Below are 15,164 nucleotides of genomic sequence, written 5' to 3' on the forward strand. Positions count from 1 at the left end.
ATTATGCTTTAAAAGTCAGTGTATAAATTTCTGAACGAACTTCTCAAACCGAAAGTAATGATACCAGCATTGCTTGTGCCAACAGCGTTACTTTCTCTTCTAAAAATACCACCTAGTTCTAAGCGAAGATTATACTTTGGATTTACAATGTAAGCAACTCTTCCCTCAGCATAATACAAATCTGTCCGCAAGCCCTGAGTAGTATAATTGCCAAATTGTTTAATGGCTTCTGCATAAGGAATACTTAAATTTTTACCATAATCCTGGCCATTTAAATCCAAACCATACTTCGCGTACTGCAATTGACCAGTAAAGTCAAATCGTTTCCAGGAGTAATTAGCAATACCTATTAGCTCTCTAAAATTTGCACCTAATCTATGTGCAAGTGGTTCTGCAAATGAAGTATAATTAACAATTGTTGTCCGACCAGTATAAGTGTAAGGTTTTGCTGTATTATATTCAAGCAAATAATTAAGATTCTCAATCTTAAAAACATCAGCACCTCTTATACCCAATTGCCAGGCATATTTATTACGCGGACTTCCATTGCTGGAAAAGAAATTTTTGGCCTCAAATTCATCAAGAGAGAACTGACCATAAGCTACAATTTCTTTAGATAATTTATATTTAGCAGTTAAACCAATCATCGAATTATCGGGCGAACCACTTGATGCTTCTACCGGACGAAGGAAAATAATAGGATTTGCATAGCCCCAATCAAAGCCTCTTTCATTACCTAAATCATCTGTTTCTCCCCAAATGATAGAATCAAAAAATCCAATTGATAATCTATTGTTAACATTCCAATCTAAATAATGAAAAACGCCGCCTTTTTTACGGTTTCCAGCTTCATAAGATAGCTTTGGAACGCTCGGATCTTGCATTGCAGCCCACAAGGCCATATACTGAACATTGCCTAAATTTCCGGTTAGCTTTAAAAATGGATATGGAGAAGAAACATCAGATAAAAGTACGGAACGATAACCATCACCAATAAAATTCTTATCGTAACCAACAGTAACATTTAAATATTTAATAGGTGTATAAGAAATTAAAGCGGTGGCATACGACCAATCTAAAGATGTTTTACCGGCATTAGTACCATAATCCCTATTATAAGATTGTCCTGGCACTACATTTATGTTTCTTGCATAATCAGTGTAGTACTTAGCAAACTGACCTTGATTTTCAAATCCACTTGTATAAAAAGAGAATTTTTTACCAACCGTACCACCAACTTGGTAGCCACGGGTATTTAACCAGGTATTCTGCTTTCCAGAAAAATCTTTACCAATCTGAAAGTCGGGTAAGAAATCTGCGTAAAATGTATAATCTGGTTTATTAACTTCTATCAAATGCTCATTAAATATTTTTCTGCTTATCCATGAGTGCCTTGTAGAATCGATACCTATACTTAATAATTGTTTTCCATGCTCTACTAATAAACTATCATCAATAAAAAATGGTTTTAGGCTACTGTGAAAGCGAGTTTCGGGGTTATAAACCTCTCTGTTTAACTTTTGATAAAATTGATACGAATAAGGTTGGTACTGTGATTGAGCCTGTAGTTGGTTAACAGCAAAAATTAAAAACAAAAAGGGTAAAAGTTTCTTCATCAACATAGTTTTCTCATTAAAATGATTTCGCAAAGGACGGAAAATAATTTGATTTGCTTTAGAAATCATCGAATTTGTATTTTAGATTTAGGTTTAAGCAATTCAAACTCAGATTTAATTTGCTTTTTTATGCCCTACAAGTACTTGCCAAATGGTTAAAAAGGTAATTTTCAGATCTAGTAGTAAAGACCAGTTTTCCAGATACCAAATATCTGCCTTAACACGTTCTTCCATCGAACCATCCTCTCTGGTTTCTCCTCGTAAACCGTTAACTTGTGCCCACCCGGTAATCCCAGGCAAAAGAAAATGCCTGACCATAAATTGATCGATTAGTGCAGAGTATTCCGCTGTATGTTGTAACATATGAGGACGGGGACCAACAACGGACATTTCTCCCAAAAGAACATTAAAGAATTGAGGCATTTCATCTATGCTTGTTCTACGCATAAACGAACCTATTTTAGTTACCCTCTTATCCATTGGGCTTGCTTGTCTTGTATCAGCTTCGCCATTTACATACATGCTTCTAAATTTCAAACAATAAAAGGAATGATTATCCTTTCCCGATCTTAATTGTTTAAAAAACACAGGTCCTTTTGATTCTAGTTTGATAAGTATAGCCATAATAGGTACCAGCCAGCTCATAACAAAAACAACAATCAATATGGAAAAAACAACATCAAAAATTCGTTTAATAACCTGATTGCTAAAGATTTCCAGTGGCTCAGTTCTCGGGCTTAATACAGGCAAATGCCCGTATAATTGCACCATAACGTTCTTCTTAAAATAATCCTTAACATCTGGCACTAGTTTAAATCTAATCATGGCCTTATCAGCCTGACGCATCAAAATATCAATCTTTTTTAAAGCTCTGTCTGGTAATGCACAATAAATTTCTTTGATATTACTTTCTGTTACGTAATCGATACACTCATCAACCCGACCAATAACATGATTTTGAAGTAGTTTTTCAGGCGCATCATCAAAAAAACCAACAACTTTATAACCCAGATGAGTATTTTTTTCAAGGTGATTTTTCAAATCTAAACCCAAAGGGCCTGCACCAACAATAACAACTTTTTTATAATTAATCAGCTTAGCCCTGCTAGAACGCCTCAATAATAAAAATACGATTTTGCCAAAAATAAAAAGCGGGACAAATATTAGTCCTGTATAAATGAGTAGCCTATATGAAACGCTGAAATCGCGTAGGTAAACAACAAGTAGAAAGATTATCAGACCGAAAAAGAATAGGCTCCACAAAGATTGCTTAATGGTAGGTATAGCATCTTTTACAAACATATCCTGATACAATTTTGTAATTTGAGTTACATTGAACCAAACAAAATTGATAAGCAAAATATGCAAAAAATTAATTCCTCTTCCATCAGACATGCCAAAAGTGCCGTACGCAATCACGTAACCCAGGTAACCAGAAAGATTAACCAGAAGAAGATCTATCAAAATACTTATTGTCTTAAAATAAGTACTATTACTTTCAATCATTAATTAGGTAAAATTTTGCCAAATATAGCAACCCTGCTTTGAATACCGATAATTTGCTTGTTAAACATATAGCTTAAAGGTTTGATAAGCTACATACGCTGCCTTAGAACAAAAAACAAGCCAATCCCGCTTATCAGTAAAAACTTATAAAAGCATATATTATATTTTATTTATTCTAAATTTGCCAAACATCTGTCAAAAAGTTTTGAAACAAGTTTTATCAAGTTTTATTAGTGGTTTACGAGAAACTAAAATTGTTTCCAATTTTTTGAATTTGAGTAGTATTCAAATTTCAAATACGCTGCTTATATTACTTATTTACCCGGTAATCACCCGAATTATCGGCATCGAAGATTTCGGCTTAGTCATGTTGGCGAATACTTTCTCTGGCTTATCAGCCATTGTTATAAATTACGGCACGAACCAATCTGGCGTTAGAGATGTGGCTACAAATAGCAGCCATCATAAAAACCTAAATGCTGTATTTAGCAATACGTTGTGGATAAGAATATTAATTTTTATTGGCTATTGCATTCTTATTTTCTTTTTGCAATGGGCAAACATTAGATATTACACTTATATTTTATTATCAGTTCCAATTGTTCTTGCCGAAGTTTTAAACCCCCTTTTTTTCTTCCTTGGCACAGAAAAATTAAAGCTTTATAACCTTACTAACCTAATTTCTAAAGCGGTGGTAATATTAATGGTAATTTTATTCATTAAAGGTTCCAAAGACTCTGAATGGGTTAACTTTATAATTGGAATGGCTAGTACAGCGGCCTACGCAGCATTGCTGATTTTTTTGGTTACCAAATATAAGTTGACTTTTCATTTCCCACAAAGAAAAGAACTGGCAAAGATTACAATAGATAATTTTTTCCTAACCATTAATAATATTTCCGTTCACTTGCAACAATCGCTGATGATATTTGCGCTGGCAAAATGGGGAAATCCATTATGGCTTGGTGCATATTCTTTATGCGATAAAGTTGTGGGTTCATCCCGTATTTTAATCATTTCAGTATCGAATGCGATATATCCAAAAGCAGCACAACTTTTTAAAGAAGGTACACATATTTGGATTGCTTATAAAAGCAAAATGAAAAAACTAATAGCCTTCATGTTTTTTCTTCTCTCGCTGGGCTTATTTATAATGCCAGGCTTCGTTATACATATCCTATCAGGAGAACATAACGAAACAGCTATAAATTTTTTAAGGATTATGGCATTTGTACCAACCTTGGCTGCATTAAATGTACTTAATGTATTGGATTTGCTTTTAAAAAACGATACACTCTCCATATTCCGTATTGCTTTAATACTGTTAGTAATTTCTGCTTTTACAGCCTGGTTTTTAGTTACTCAAGCTTTACAAAATTGGTTCGGGATTTATACCTTATTAATCGAAGGTAGTGCATTGTTAATGTACGAATACGTAATTCGAAAATCATCAGCCAAAAATGCCTAAGCAAGTAGCTGTTATATTGCTTAATTGGAATACGCCGACACATACAGCGAATTGCATTTCATCGCTTATACAATTTTGCGATCATAATGTATTCGATTTAATAATTGCAGATAATGGCTCTACAGACAATTCATTATCAATATTGCAAAGTAAATTCCCAAAGCATATATACATAGATAACAAAGAGAACTTAGGTTTTGCAGGTGGAAATAACCGGGCGCTTGAATACAGTATAGCTCACAACTACAATTACTCCATTTTGTTAAATAATGATACTGAGGTTGATGAAGATTTCATTACACCAATGCTCAATTATTTGGAAAATCACCAGGCAGTTGTAGCCGTCCAGCCTGCAATTTATTATCTACACAAAAAAGATAAACTTTGGAATGGTGGTTCATTTTTTAATAATTTTTTAGGAGAAACCTATTCCAAAAATCAAAAAAGCAGACAAGCCCTACGTAATCCGGAAAAAGTAGATTGGCTAACTGGTTGTTGTTTTATGGTTAGAAATAACGCACTTAAACAAGCTGGCCTTCTTAATGAGAAGTTTTTCCTTTACTATGAAGATGTTGAACTTTCTTACCGTTTAAAAGCATCATTTGGCGAACTACATTATTTTCCCGCCACAAAAATCTACCACGAAGCTGGTGTTTCTGGTCAGCAAACAAAAAATAAAGAAGGAACACTTAGCCCAATTATACATTACTATCTTTGCAGAAATAAAATTTGGTTTCTACGCAAATATTCGAATCCATTTTTTGCCTTGGTAATATTTTTAAAAAATGCAATTTACTACAGCGCATTATTAAGTTATTTTCTTTTAAGAAAGCGGTTTAAAAAAGCAAAGTATTTGTACTTAGGTATAAAAGAAGGTTTGTTTACACCAAAAAGCAGTATTTGGCCATGATGATAATATTTCCAATAGTTTACCTTTTTGCATTCATTTTGGCAATGTCCGATGTGATTCAGGGTAAAAAAGAAGGATTTATTCTATTCCTGATTTTCGGCTTATCTATTTATGCCACAGTACTTTCTATAACCTTCATGTACGGCTTTAAAAGCTGGATAGTTTATTTGCAGTCGTTCAAAGAGATTTTTGTCTTTGTTATTTTAGGCATGAGCATTTGGAAGCTCAAGGCCAAAATAAAACTACACCTCCTCGATTATTTAATTTGCGCCTTTTTTGCTTACACTTTAATTTATGTTTTCTTACCTATTGGCGAGCAAGGCTTTGTAGACAAAGTAATGGCATTCCGTAGTTTATCTTTCTTTATATTAGTTTACGCTTGCGGAAGATTATATCGCCCGGAAGAAATCTATATTAGCAAGTATTTTCATTATGTTTTGCTGTTATCTATTGCGGCAGCATTAGTGCTAATTACAGAGGTTATGGCAGACCAACACCTGCAAACCAGCACAGGTTACGCAGATTATAACTTCTACCTGTTTAACTTCGAACCTAGCGGAAACTATGGTTTAACCTGGACATTTGAATCGGAAGGCGGTTATAAACGTTTTGCCAGTTTCTTTGCAAACCCACTCGAATTTGCATCTGCAACAATTATCGCAATAGCAGTACTCGGGGCTTTATATACAACAGACGATTATAAATTAAAGCTCGATAATTTTGGCTATTTGGCCTTAGCTGCAACTTTAACCTGTATAATTTTCGCATTCTCAAGGTCTGCATTTATCAGTTACTTTATTCTGGTTTATGCTTATTCTATATTTACAGGCAGAAAATACATTTACCACACCGTTCATGCTGGCGCAGCTATTGTTACCATTTACGTAATTTATTTGCTCACAAAAGAACAAGATCAAAATGATGGTTTACAAATGGTAATCATAAATACCATTAATTTCAGTAATCCATCAAGCGTTGGCCACGTTGTAGAGTGGATTCAAGGTGCGCTTGCAATTGCTTCAAACCCTCTTGGTTTGGGCTTAGGTTCTTCTGGTAGAGTTGCAGGTTCTCTTGGCGAAAATATTGGTGGCGAAAATCAATTTATAATTATTGGTGTTCAGGCGGGTCTTGTTGCATTAATTTTATACTTATCAATCTACGTTACATTTATTAGGGCAGCTATAAAATGGTTTTATCGTTTAGAAGGTAAAGAAAAAAAGATTTGTTTAGCCCTTTTACTTATTAAAGTCGGTTTTATAATACCCTCTTTAACTTCCGAAATCGAATCCTCCTCTTACATCTCTTACTTTACCTGGTTTATTTCAGGCTTATTTGTTAGTGTCATCTCGGTAAAAGTAGCTGTACCAGACGAAAAACCTATAACTGATAAGGAGTTGTTAAATGAGTAAACGATTGGTTATTGGAATTGATGTTCGTGATTTAAAAGTGGCGCAGACAGGTACAAAAACCTATCTGGAAGAACTTTGTAAAGTCTTCAAAAACATGGATGATACTCGATTCAAATTCATTTTTTTTGATAATATCTTTCCCATTTATTCGGGTAGCAACAAAGCTTTAAAATTCTTAGGTCACCTTCGATATCAATTCTGGAAACAAGTTAGTCTTCCTTTAAAAGCCTGGGTAAATGGAACACATATTTTATTTTGCACAGATAATATTGTTCCAATTATACATTTGGGATTTAAAACAGTTCCGGTTTTTCATGATGCCTTCTTTTTTGAAAACCCCGAACATTTTAGCAAAATCTGGCTTAAAATAACTTTGGCAACTGCTATTCCTGCAGCCCGCCGTTCACCTATTGTAATTACCCCAAGTAATTATGCCAAACAGCAAATCCATAAATACACGCAAATTCCATTAGAAAAAATGCCTGTTATTTATGAAGGACCTAAAACATTAAAAGAAGACTCTACGCAAAATAGCTCAATCAAAGGAAACTACATCCTGCATGTTGGGGTGATGAATAAACGAAAAAATATTCCAGCCTTAATTTATGCTTTTAAAAAATTAAGAGATAAAGGATATAAAGCTTTAAAATTAGTTCTGGTTGGTAAAATTGAAGATAAAAAGTTTAGTGATAACAAAGCAGAAATTCAGAATGCAATAGAAGAAACTGGCCTTAAAAACGAGGTGATTCTTACTGGTTATTTATCCGACGACGATTTGGCGGCACTATACAGCAACGCATCATTATATGTATTTCCATCTTTAAACGAAGGCTTTGGAATTCCAATTTTAGAAGCTTTTAAATATAACCTGCCCGTTTTAGTTGCCAATAACACATCCTTACCAGAAATTGGAGGCAATGCCGTTATAACCTTCAATCCTTTTGATGCCGAAGACATTTCCGATAAAATGAAAATGGTTTTGGATAATCCCGAGCTCAGAAAATCATTAATAGAAAAAGGGAAACAAAGATTAGAGGAATTCTCCTGGGAGAAAACGGCCCAATCATTGCTTAAAGAATTTGAACGCATCCGCTAGTTTAATTTTTTGATTAACTTTGGAGGCTTCAAGCTTCTTGTTAAGTAGCTTGCCCCATTACACACTATGATTAACATTACCTGCCCTGTCTGTCTTGAAACTAAAACAAATTCTAATGCTGTTGTTTTCGAAGTTAAAGCAGATTCCGATGAAATTTATCAAATCAGGCAATGCCAAAACTGTAATCATATTTTTACTTATTTCAGCCACGAGGTAGACATAGAGCGCTACTATGATGAAAAAGATTATGCTGTTCAGGATACTAAGGAAAGTATCTTCTTTAAAATTCAAAAAGTTGAATATGGCCAGGTGCTGAATAATATTAAAAAACTGCAGCCATCATCCACCTCCCTTTTAGATTTTGGATCAGGAAAGGGTTTATTTCTTCAATTCGCAAAGCAAAAAGGATATGAAGTTAAAGGCATAGAAAGTTCTTTACCCAGAGCAAACTATGCCAAAAGCCATTTTAATTTAGATATTAAAACCGATTACTATATCTCAGGCGCAGCCTTTGATAAAAAATTCGATATTTTGACACTATTTCATGTTTTAGAACATATCCATCTTTCTGGCAATCTTTTAAACAACCTGATTGATGGTAATTTAAAAGATGAAGGCTTGCTGGTTATAGAAGTACCTAACTTCGATAGCTGGCAATCAAAATGGGCAGGCAATAGATGGCTACATTTAGATGTTCCAAGACATATAAGCCACTTTACACCGAAAATTTTAACTAATTTAATTTCGCAAAGCGGATGTGCGGTTAAAAGCGAGTCCTACTTTTCTTTACACCTTGGTATCGTCGGCATGGTTCAAACCATATTTAGCTGGTTTGGCTATAAAGGATTTTTAATTGCTGATTTAAAGCGTAAAAAAACAATTCAATTAATGATTGGTTTGCTATTCGTTCTACCTGTTGCTATTATTTTAGAATCACTTTCTGCAGTTTTTAAAAAGGGTGGTGTAATTAGGTACTATGCGGTAAAACAACCTAAAGCATGAATATTTTAGTTGCAAACTGGACATGGTTTCCCAGTGGAGGCGATTGGACATACATTGAAAATGTAACAAAGCTCTATGAAAAAAATGGCCATCAGGTTATTCCATTTTCCATGCAGGATGAAAGAAATTTTCCAACGGCTTATCAAAAATATTTTATAAGTAACATTAATTATAAAAACCTTAACCTAAACAAAAAATTAACCGCAGGCTTTAAGGTTCTTTCTAAAAGTATCTATTCCAAAGAAGCGCAGCAATGCCTCGAAAACTTACTCAATACGGTTGATATTCAGTTGGCGCACCTTAATCTGATAAATCACTACATAACGCCTAGCATTCTAAAAATCCTAAAACAAAAAAATATTCCAATAATTTGGACACTGCATGATTATACGGCTATTTGTCCCGAAAGTACTTTTATCAGCAATGATAAAATCTGTGAAGCCTGCAAAGGGGGGAAATTCTACAATGCGATTTTAAATAAATGTAAAAAGAATAGTTTATTGCCAAGTATTGCAGCTTCAGCAGAAAATTATGTGCACCATTTAAATGGATACTATAAAGATGTAGACCACTTTATTTGCCCTTCCGTTTTTTCATACGAAAAGTATAAATCTTTTCATTTTTTTGAAGACAAACTACATCATTTATATCATGGATACGATTTTAATGGAAACATAAATATACAGCCACTTCAAAAAGCTGGTGAAAAATATATTGTTTATGTTGGCCGTTTAGAAAAAATTAAAGGTGTTCATACACTGATAAAAGCGATGAAGGCAAACCCTGGAATTCCATTGAAAATTATTGGATACGGAACTCAGGAAGAGGAATTAAAGAAATTCGTTGCAGAAAATCAATTAACAAACATCGAGTTTACTGGCAAAAAGAGCAAAGAAGAAGTTTGGACATTGATCAATCAGGCGGCGTTTTTAGTTTGTCCTTCAGAGTGGTACGAAGTTTTAGGTTTTACAATAGTGGAAGCAATGTTACTCGGCAAACCCGTAATTGGCTCGAACATTGGTGCCATCCCCGAAACGGTTATAGATAATCAAACTGGCTTACTTTTCAATCCTGGAGATGAAACAGAGCTGGCGAATAAAATAAATAAGTTGTTTAACGATGACGCATTAATTGCTAAATTAGCCGGAAATGCCAGAATACATGCTGATAATTTATTTAACCCGCAAAAGCATTTTGAAGGATTAAAAAAAATAATCCCGGCGTTATAAAAAAAAGTTAATGAGAATTGCAATTATAGGCTCCAGAGGCTACCCTTACGTATATGGTGGCTTCGAAACCTTTGTTAAAGAGTTAAGTGAAAGATTGGTGAAGCAGGATGTTGAAGTTCATATTTATTGTCAAAAAAATCTATTCAAAACTTTCCCAAAACAAGTAAACGGAATTTACCTCCACTATATTCCAACTTTGCCACAAAAATCTTTAAACCAAATCATACATTCATTTTTATCAATTGTACATGCAACATTCAGCAAAGCTGATGTATTGCTTGTTGTAAATCTTGCGGCTGGCCCAATGGGTTGGATACCTAAGATAACAGGAAAAAAAACAATGATAAATGTGGATGGCCTGGAATGGCTTAGACCCAAATGGCAAGGTTTAGGCGTTAAATATTTTTATTGGGCAGCCAAAACAGCTACCAAACTTTACGATAAAATAATTACCGATGCTGAAGGCATGAGGCAGGTTTATCTAAAAGAATTTAATAAAGATTCTACCGTTATTGCATATGGTGCACCCGAATTTAAATCAGCAGAACCACATCTTATCCAACGATTCGATTTAAAGGATGAAGACTATTACCTGATTGTGGGGCGATTAATTCCCGATAATAATGCAGACCTTATAATCAAAGGCTTTTTAGAATCTAACTCTACAAAAAAAATGGTTGTTGTTGGTGATGTACCTTATTCAGATAAGTATGCATCCGACTTAAAAGCAATGCAAAACGAACGCTTAATATTTCTGGGATATGTTAAAAATCAGGAAGAATTAATGGCCTTATACCAAAATGCATTTGCTTACATCCATGGGCATAAATTTGGTGGTACAAACCCTGCGATGTTGAAAGCAATGTCTAACCACTGTGCAATTTTAGCACTAAATACCGTGTTTAATCGCGAAATGCTCAATGATGGAGAATTCGGCCTGTTCTTCGAAGAAAATTCTGCATCTGTAGCACAAGCTTTAGAAACAATGGAAGCAAGGCCAGAAAAAATTCATGCGCTTAAAGAAAAAGTAAGTTCGGGCTTAACTGAGAAATACAATTGGGACCACATCACAAATGCATATAAGCAGGAAATGATAAAATTGCTAAAATAAGTTTTGGCATAAATAATGCTTAACGCAGTTCAATATCCAAACATATTTATTTATCTGTGAGCCCGATATAAATTATTATTCGGATGCGTAATAATTAAATACTTTATATTTGTAGTTAATAAAAATTAAAATTCAATTCATGCGCTTTAAATTTATCTTTTGTGCCTTATTCTTCGGTTTAATACTATCTTTTTCAAACCTATTTGCACAAACTATGCCTGCCGACATCAGTAAAGTGAAAGTTCAGCAGTTATCTGATGCTCAGATATTGGAGATTTCAAAAAAACTCGAAGAATCTGGGCTATCTGAAGCCGACGCCACAAAAATGCTAGTTGCAAGAGGCATGGATCCAGCCGAAGTAGATAAATATAAAGAAAGATTGGAAGATCTAAAATCTGGCGGCAAAACCGCTAAAAATGCACCCGTTGCAGCTCCTGCTACAAAACCTCAGGCGTCAACAAGAGACACGACAAGGTTCTCAGATCCGAAACCAGTTAAAAAAAGCAGCCCAATATATGGATACGAATTCTTTAGTAATCCAAACTTAAAATTTGAACCCAATATTCGAATCGCAACACCAAAAAGCTACGTTTTAGGACCTGATGATGAATTAACCATCATGCTAACCGGCATTAATGAAAGTACAACTAATGCAAAAGTAAGCCCCGAAGGAACAGTAAAAATCCCGTATGCAGGCTTAGTTTATGTTAACGGACTTAGCATTGAGCAGGCAACTGCTCAGATTAAATCGAAGATGGTTAAAGCATACCCTGCTTTATCATCTGGGCAAACCAAATTAACCGTTAATTTGGGCACAGTTAGAAGCATACGGGTAACCATTATAGGCGATGTTGCTACGCCAGGAACTTATACAGTTTCTTCACTAGCTACATTGTTTAATGCTTTGTACCAGAGTGGTGGACCAACATATCGAGGTTCTTTAAGAAAAATCGAATTGATAAGAAATAATAGAGTCGTTCAGGTTGTAGATTTATATAATTTCCTTCAAAAAGGTATTCAAACGGATAATGTTAGCTTACGCGATCAGGATGTTATCAGAATACCGGTCTACACAACACGTGTTGCAGTAGATGGCTCGGTTAAGAGGCCTGGCGCATACGAATTGAAACCTTCAGAGACGTTAAGCGATTTAATAACCTATGCAGGTGGCTTTAGCGATTTAGCCTACAAAGGCATTGCAAAAGTTACACAGGTTGGAGAAAAAGAAAGAAGCGTTAAAGACATTTCTGCAGATATGTTCGATCGGTACACCCTTAAAAATGCCGATTCTGTTTATTTTGGAGCAATATTAGAGCGCTTTGCCAATAGAGTAGTTATCGAAGGTGCTGTTTACAGACCCGGTACATTTGAATTATTTCAGGGTGCCAGCTTAAAGTCATTAATCAATAAAGCCGACGGTTTAAGAGAAGATGCGGTTTTAGGTAATGGTTATATAAAAAGAATCAAACCAGATTTAGAGAAAGAAATGATTTCTTTTAACCTGGGTAATATCATGTCAGGAAAAGATCAGGACATCTCCTTGGTTAGAGAGGATTCTATTTTTGTGATGTCTACAAAAGATTTAAGAGATGAGACATCGATAAGTATTGGTGGCTATGTAAGAGCACCTGGCTCTTTTCAATACAGAAGAGGTATGAGCGTTTCGGATGTAATTGCTATGGCAAAAGGATTTCAAACTGATGCCGCTAACCACAGAATCGAGATTTCGCGATTGGTTAAAGATGTAACAGATACGCTTTCGAATAAACTGGTAGATATTATTACAATAAACCTCGATTCTGCTTTAACAAGTTCAACGGGTAATTTCCTTTTAGAACCCCTTGATTATATTTATGTTCCAAGATTAGTTAATTACCGTTCACTGGGCAACGTTAAAATACGTGGTGAAGTCTTATTCCCTGGCGATTATGCGCAGCAGAGAAGAGATGAAACAGGTCTTGAATTTATAAAACGTGCTGGCGGGGTTACCCCTATGGGCTCTTTGGCCAATACCCAGGTTTACAGAGACGGACTAAGGGTTGATATGGATTTAACCGGGATGAAAAAAAGACAAGCAAAGGATGCAATGGTATTAATGCCAGGCGACAGCCTTTTTATACCAAAGAATATCCCTTTAGTAGAAGTTTCAGGCTCGGTTAATAACCCGCAATTGCTGCGTTATGCTAATTCTAACTTTAAATATTACGTAGATGCAGCTGGAGGAATTACGGAAAATGCACGTTTAAAAGGCGCTTATATCAAATATGCTAACGGAATCAATGCCCCGGTTAAAACATTTCTGTTCATAAAAAACTATCCTAAAGTTACTCCCGGGAGCCAAATTATAGTGCCCGAAAAAAATGGAAAAAATAAGTTAGGCTTTGCAGAAATTACAACAATCGCTTCTGCACTTACAGGAATTGTTAGTTTAATAGCCATTCTATTTAAATAAACCTATGCAGTCTGCCGGGAATAAAACAAAATATACAAATGTAGAAGAGGAGTTTTCTTTTGCAAAAATGATTGACTCAAGAAAGAATGACCTGGCTTATCTTTGGAAATTTAAAATCAAGATCCTGATTGTTGGTTTACTTGGTGGTGGATTAGGAATTTTATTAGCCTACTTATGGCCGGTTACTTATACGGCTAAATTAACATTTGTGGTAGAAGAAGGGAAGTCTGGTGGCGGTGGTATATTGTCTTCTCTGGCAGGACAAATGGGCTTAGATATTGGTGGTTTGGCCGGAGGCACAAGCGGTATTTTGGCCGGAGATAATGTGTTGCAATTATTAACCAGTCAGAAAATGGTAAAGCAAACCATTTTGACCCCATTAGATAGCGGCACATACACTTTAGCTGATAAATATGCCGATGCCTATAAGTTAAAGGAGGATTGGAAAAATTTAAAAGCAAATCCAAAAAAGGAAACGGTCATGTTTCCAAGAGACACTAAAAACTATACTCGTTTACAAGATAGTTTGCTACACCAGATAATCGAAAAAATGACAGAGAAAGAACTCTCCGTTAGTAAACCAGATAAAAAGCTTGGCTTTTTTGCATTAACAGCAACAATGAAAAACGAACAGCTGGCCAGTTTAGTTTGTAAGCGATTAATTGATGAAGCAACCGAATTTTATATTCAAACCAAAACAAAAAGATTAAGAACGAATGTAGATAGGCTTCAAAGTCGTTCTGATAGTATTGGCAGATTACTAAACAGAAAAACCTATGCTGCTGCGGGCGCAAATGCAGTGATGTTAGATGCTAATCCAGCTTTTGCAACCTTAGGCGTCGGCGCCGAACTTCAAGAGCGTGACAAGCGTGTATTGCAAACCATTTATTCAGAAATTATTAAAAATCTGGAAGTAAGCCGGACAATGCTTATGCAAGAAACGCCTACTTTTCAAATTGTTGATGAACCTGAAATGCCGCTAAAGAAAAACAGAATGCGTTATGCTACTGGTATCGCCATTGGCGGATTACTCACTGGTGCTTTCTTTTGCCTTTTCTTAATTATCCGCAGAAAGGATTAAGATTTAAAAACAATTATCATCCTGAGGAACAGTTTATTTCATAAAAATCAATATGGAATAACATTTAAACTTCTGCAAGGTACAATTCTCCCATTTCAGAGGGGTGTCCGCAGGACGGGGTGTTTATTATCCTTGACCGAAAGGCCTTTTTCTTTGACAACAAAAGAAACAAAACCACGAAGTACGCATGATTATGTTCTGTGAAGACACAGACCATGGAGCGACTTAGATTTTAGATGGTTAAAAATATCAGTTTGTATAACATCAATGATAGCGGAGTCGAA

General features: G+C 35.1%; 11 protein-coding genes. 9 read left to right on the forward strand and 2 right to left on the reverse strand.

Annotation, left to right across the window (positions count from 1 at the left end; genetic code table 11):
- Positions 1-8: 8 nt before the first annotated feature.
- The gene (locus ACFOUY_RS18780; RefSeq protein ID WP_378962802.1) at positions 9-1,616 is read right to left on the reverse strand and encodes a gliding motility protein RemB; all 1,608 of its coding nucleotides are present in this window, start codon (positions 1,614-1,616) and stop codon (positions 9-11) included.
- 114 nt (positions 1,617-1,730) lie between these two features.
- On the reverse strand, positions 1,731-3,122 hold the full coding sequence (locus ACFOUY_RS18785; RefSeq protein WP_378962803.1) for an undecaprenyl-phosphate glucose phosphotransferase: 1,392 nt from the start codon (positions 3,120-3,122) through the stop codon (positions 1,731-1,733).
- Positions 3,123-3,390: 268 nt separating this feature from the next.
- Here ACFOUY_RS18785 and ACFOUY_RS18790 point away from each other — a divergent pair, with 268 nt between their 5' ends.
- The 9 genes from ACFOUY_RS18790 (at position 3,391) to ACFOUY_RS18830 (ending at position 14,880) form a co-directional block, all read left to right on the forward strand.
- Positions 3,391-4,590 (forward strand): oligosaccharide flippase family protein, encoded by a 1,200-nt coding sequence (locus tag ACFOUY_RS18790; protein ID WP_378962812.1) that lies wholly within the window; start codon positions 3,391-3,393, stop codon positions 4,588-4,590.
- Positions 4,583-5,500 (forward strand): glycosyltransferase family 2 protein, encoded by a 918-nt coding sequence (locus tag ACFOUY_RS18795; RefSeq protein WP_378962804.1) that lies wholly within the window; start codon positions 4,583-4,585, stop codon positions 5,498-5,500. Before ACFOUY_RS18790 ends, ACFOUY_RS18795 begins: the two co-directional genes overlap by 8 nt.
- Positions 5,497-6,909 carry an O-antigen ligase family protein gene (locus tag ACFOUY_RS18800; protein WP_378962805.1) on the forward strand — a complete coding sequence of 471 codons (1,413 nt, stop codon included), beginning with the start codon at positions 5,497-5,499 and terminating at the stop codon, positions 6,907-6,909. Before ACFOUY_RS18795 ends, ACFOUY_RS18800 begins: the two co-directional genes overlap by 4 nt.
- Entirely contained in the window at positions 6,902-8,005 is a 1,104-nt protein-coding gene (locus tag ACFOUY_RS18805; protein ID WP_378962806.1) for a glycosyltransferase family 4 protein, read from the forward strand. Before ACFOUY_RS18800 ends, ACFOUY_RS18805 begins: the two co-directional genes overlap by 8 nt.
- A gap of 66 nt (positions 8,006-8,071) precedes the next feature.
- Positions 8,072-9,007, forward strand: coding sequence for a class I SAM-dependent methyltransferase (locus ACFOUY_RS18810; protein ID WP_378962807.1), 936 nt, complete (start codon positions 8,072-8,074; stop codon positions 9,005-9,007).
- Positions 9,004-10,236: a glycosyltransferase family 4 protein gene (locus ACFOUY_RS18815; RefSeq protein WP_378962808.1), complete on the forward strand. Its 1,233-nt coding sequence runs from the start codon at positions 9,004-9,006 to the stop codon at positions 10,234-10,236. Before ACFOUY_RS18810 ends, ACFOUY_RS18815 begins: the two co-directional genes overlap by 4 nt.
- Positions 10,237-10,246: 10 nt before the next feature.
- Positions 10,247-11,347: a DUF1972 domain-containing protein gene (locus tag ACFOUY_RS18820; RefSeq protein WP_378962809.1), complete on the forward strand. Its 1,101-nt coding sequence runs from the start codon at positions 10,247-10,249 to the stop codon at positions 11,345-11,347.
- 139 nt (positions 11,348-11,486) lie between these two features.
- Entirely contained in the window at positions 11,487-13,799 is a 2,313-nt protein-coding gene (locus tag ACFOUY_RS18825; RefSeq protein WP_378962810.1) for an SLBB domain-containing protein, read from the forward strand.
- A 4-nt stretch (positions 13,800-13,803) separates the two neighbouring features.
- Positions 13,804-14,880 carry a hypothetical protein gene (locus ACFOUY_RS18830; RefSeq protein ID WP_378962811.1) on the forward strand — a complete coding sequence of 359 codons (1,077 nt, stop codon included), beginning with the start codon at positions 13,804-13,806 and terminating at the stop codon, positions 14,878-14,880.
- The last annotated feature ends 284 nt before the right edge of the window (positions 14,881-15,164 follow it).

The organism is Pedobacter jamesrossensis (assembly GCF_042650905.1).
GTDB classification, from domain to species: Bacteria; Bacteroidota; Bacteroidia; order Sphingobacteriales; family Sphingobacteriaceae; genus Pedobacter; species Pedobacter jamesrossensis.

Bases quoted from the DNA above. Each gene is read 5' to 3' on its own strand.
- ACFOUY_RS18780 (WP_378962802.1), bottom strand. From the start codon at position 1,616: ATGAAGAAACTTTTACCCTTTTTGTTTTTAATTTTTGCTGTTAACCAA.
- ACFOUY_RS18785 (WP_378962803.1), bottom strand. From the start codon at position 3,122: ATGATTGAAAGTAATAGTACTTATTTTAAGACAATAAGTATTTTGATA.
- ACFOUY_RS18795 (WP_378962804.1), top strand. From the start codon at position 4,583: ATGCCTAAGCAAGTAGCTGTTATATTGCTTAATTGGAATACGCCGACA.
- ACFOUY_RS18800 (WP_378962805.1), top strand. From the start codon at position 5,497: ATGATGATAATATTTCCAATAGTTTACCTTTTTGCATTCATTTTGGCA.
- ACFOUY_RS18805 (WP_378962806.1), top strand. From the start codon at position 6,902: ATGAGTAAACGATTGGTTATTGGAATTGATGTTCGTGATTTAAAAGTG.
- ACFOUY_RS18810 (WP_378962807.1), top strand. From the start codon at position 8,072: ATGATTAACATTACCTGCCCTGTCTGTCTTGAAACTAAAACAAATTCT.
- ACFOUY_RS18815 (WP_378962808.1), top strand. From the start codon at position 9,004: ATGAATATTTTAGTTGCAAACTGGACATGGTTTCCCAGTGGAGGCGAT.
- ACFOUY_RS18820 (WP_378962809.1), top strand. From the start codon at position 10,247: ATGAGAATTGCAATTATAGGCTCCAGAGGCTACCCTTACGTATATGGT.
- ACFOUY_RS18825 (WP_378962810.1), top strand. From the start codon at position 11,487: ATGCGCTTTAAATTTATCTTTTGTGCCTTATTCTTCGGTTTAATACTA.
- ACFOUY_RS18830 (WP_378962811.1), top strand. From the start codon at position 13,804: ATGCAGTCTGCCGGGAATAAAACAAAATATACAAATGTAGAAGAGGAG.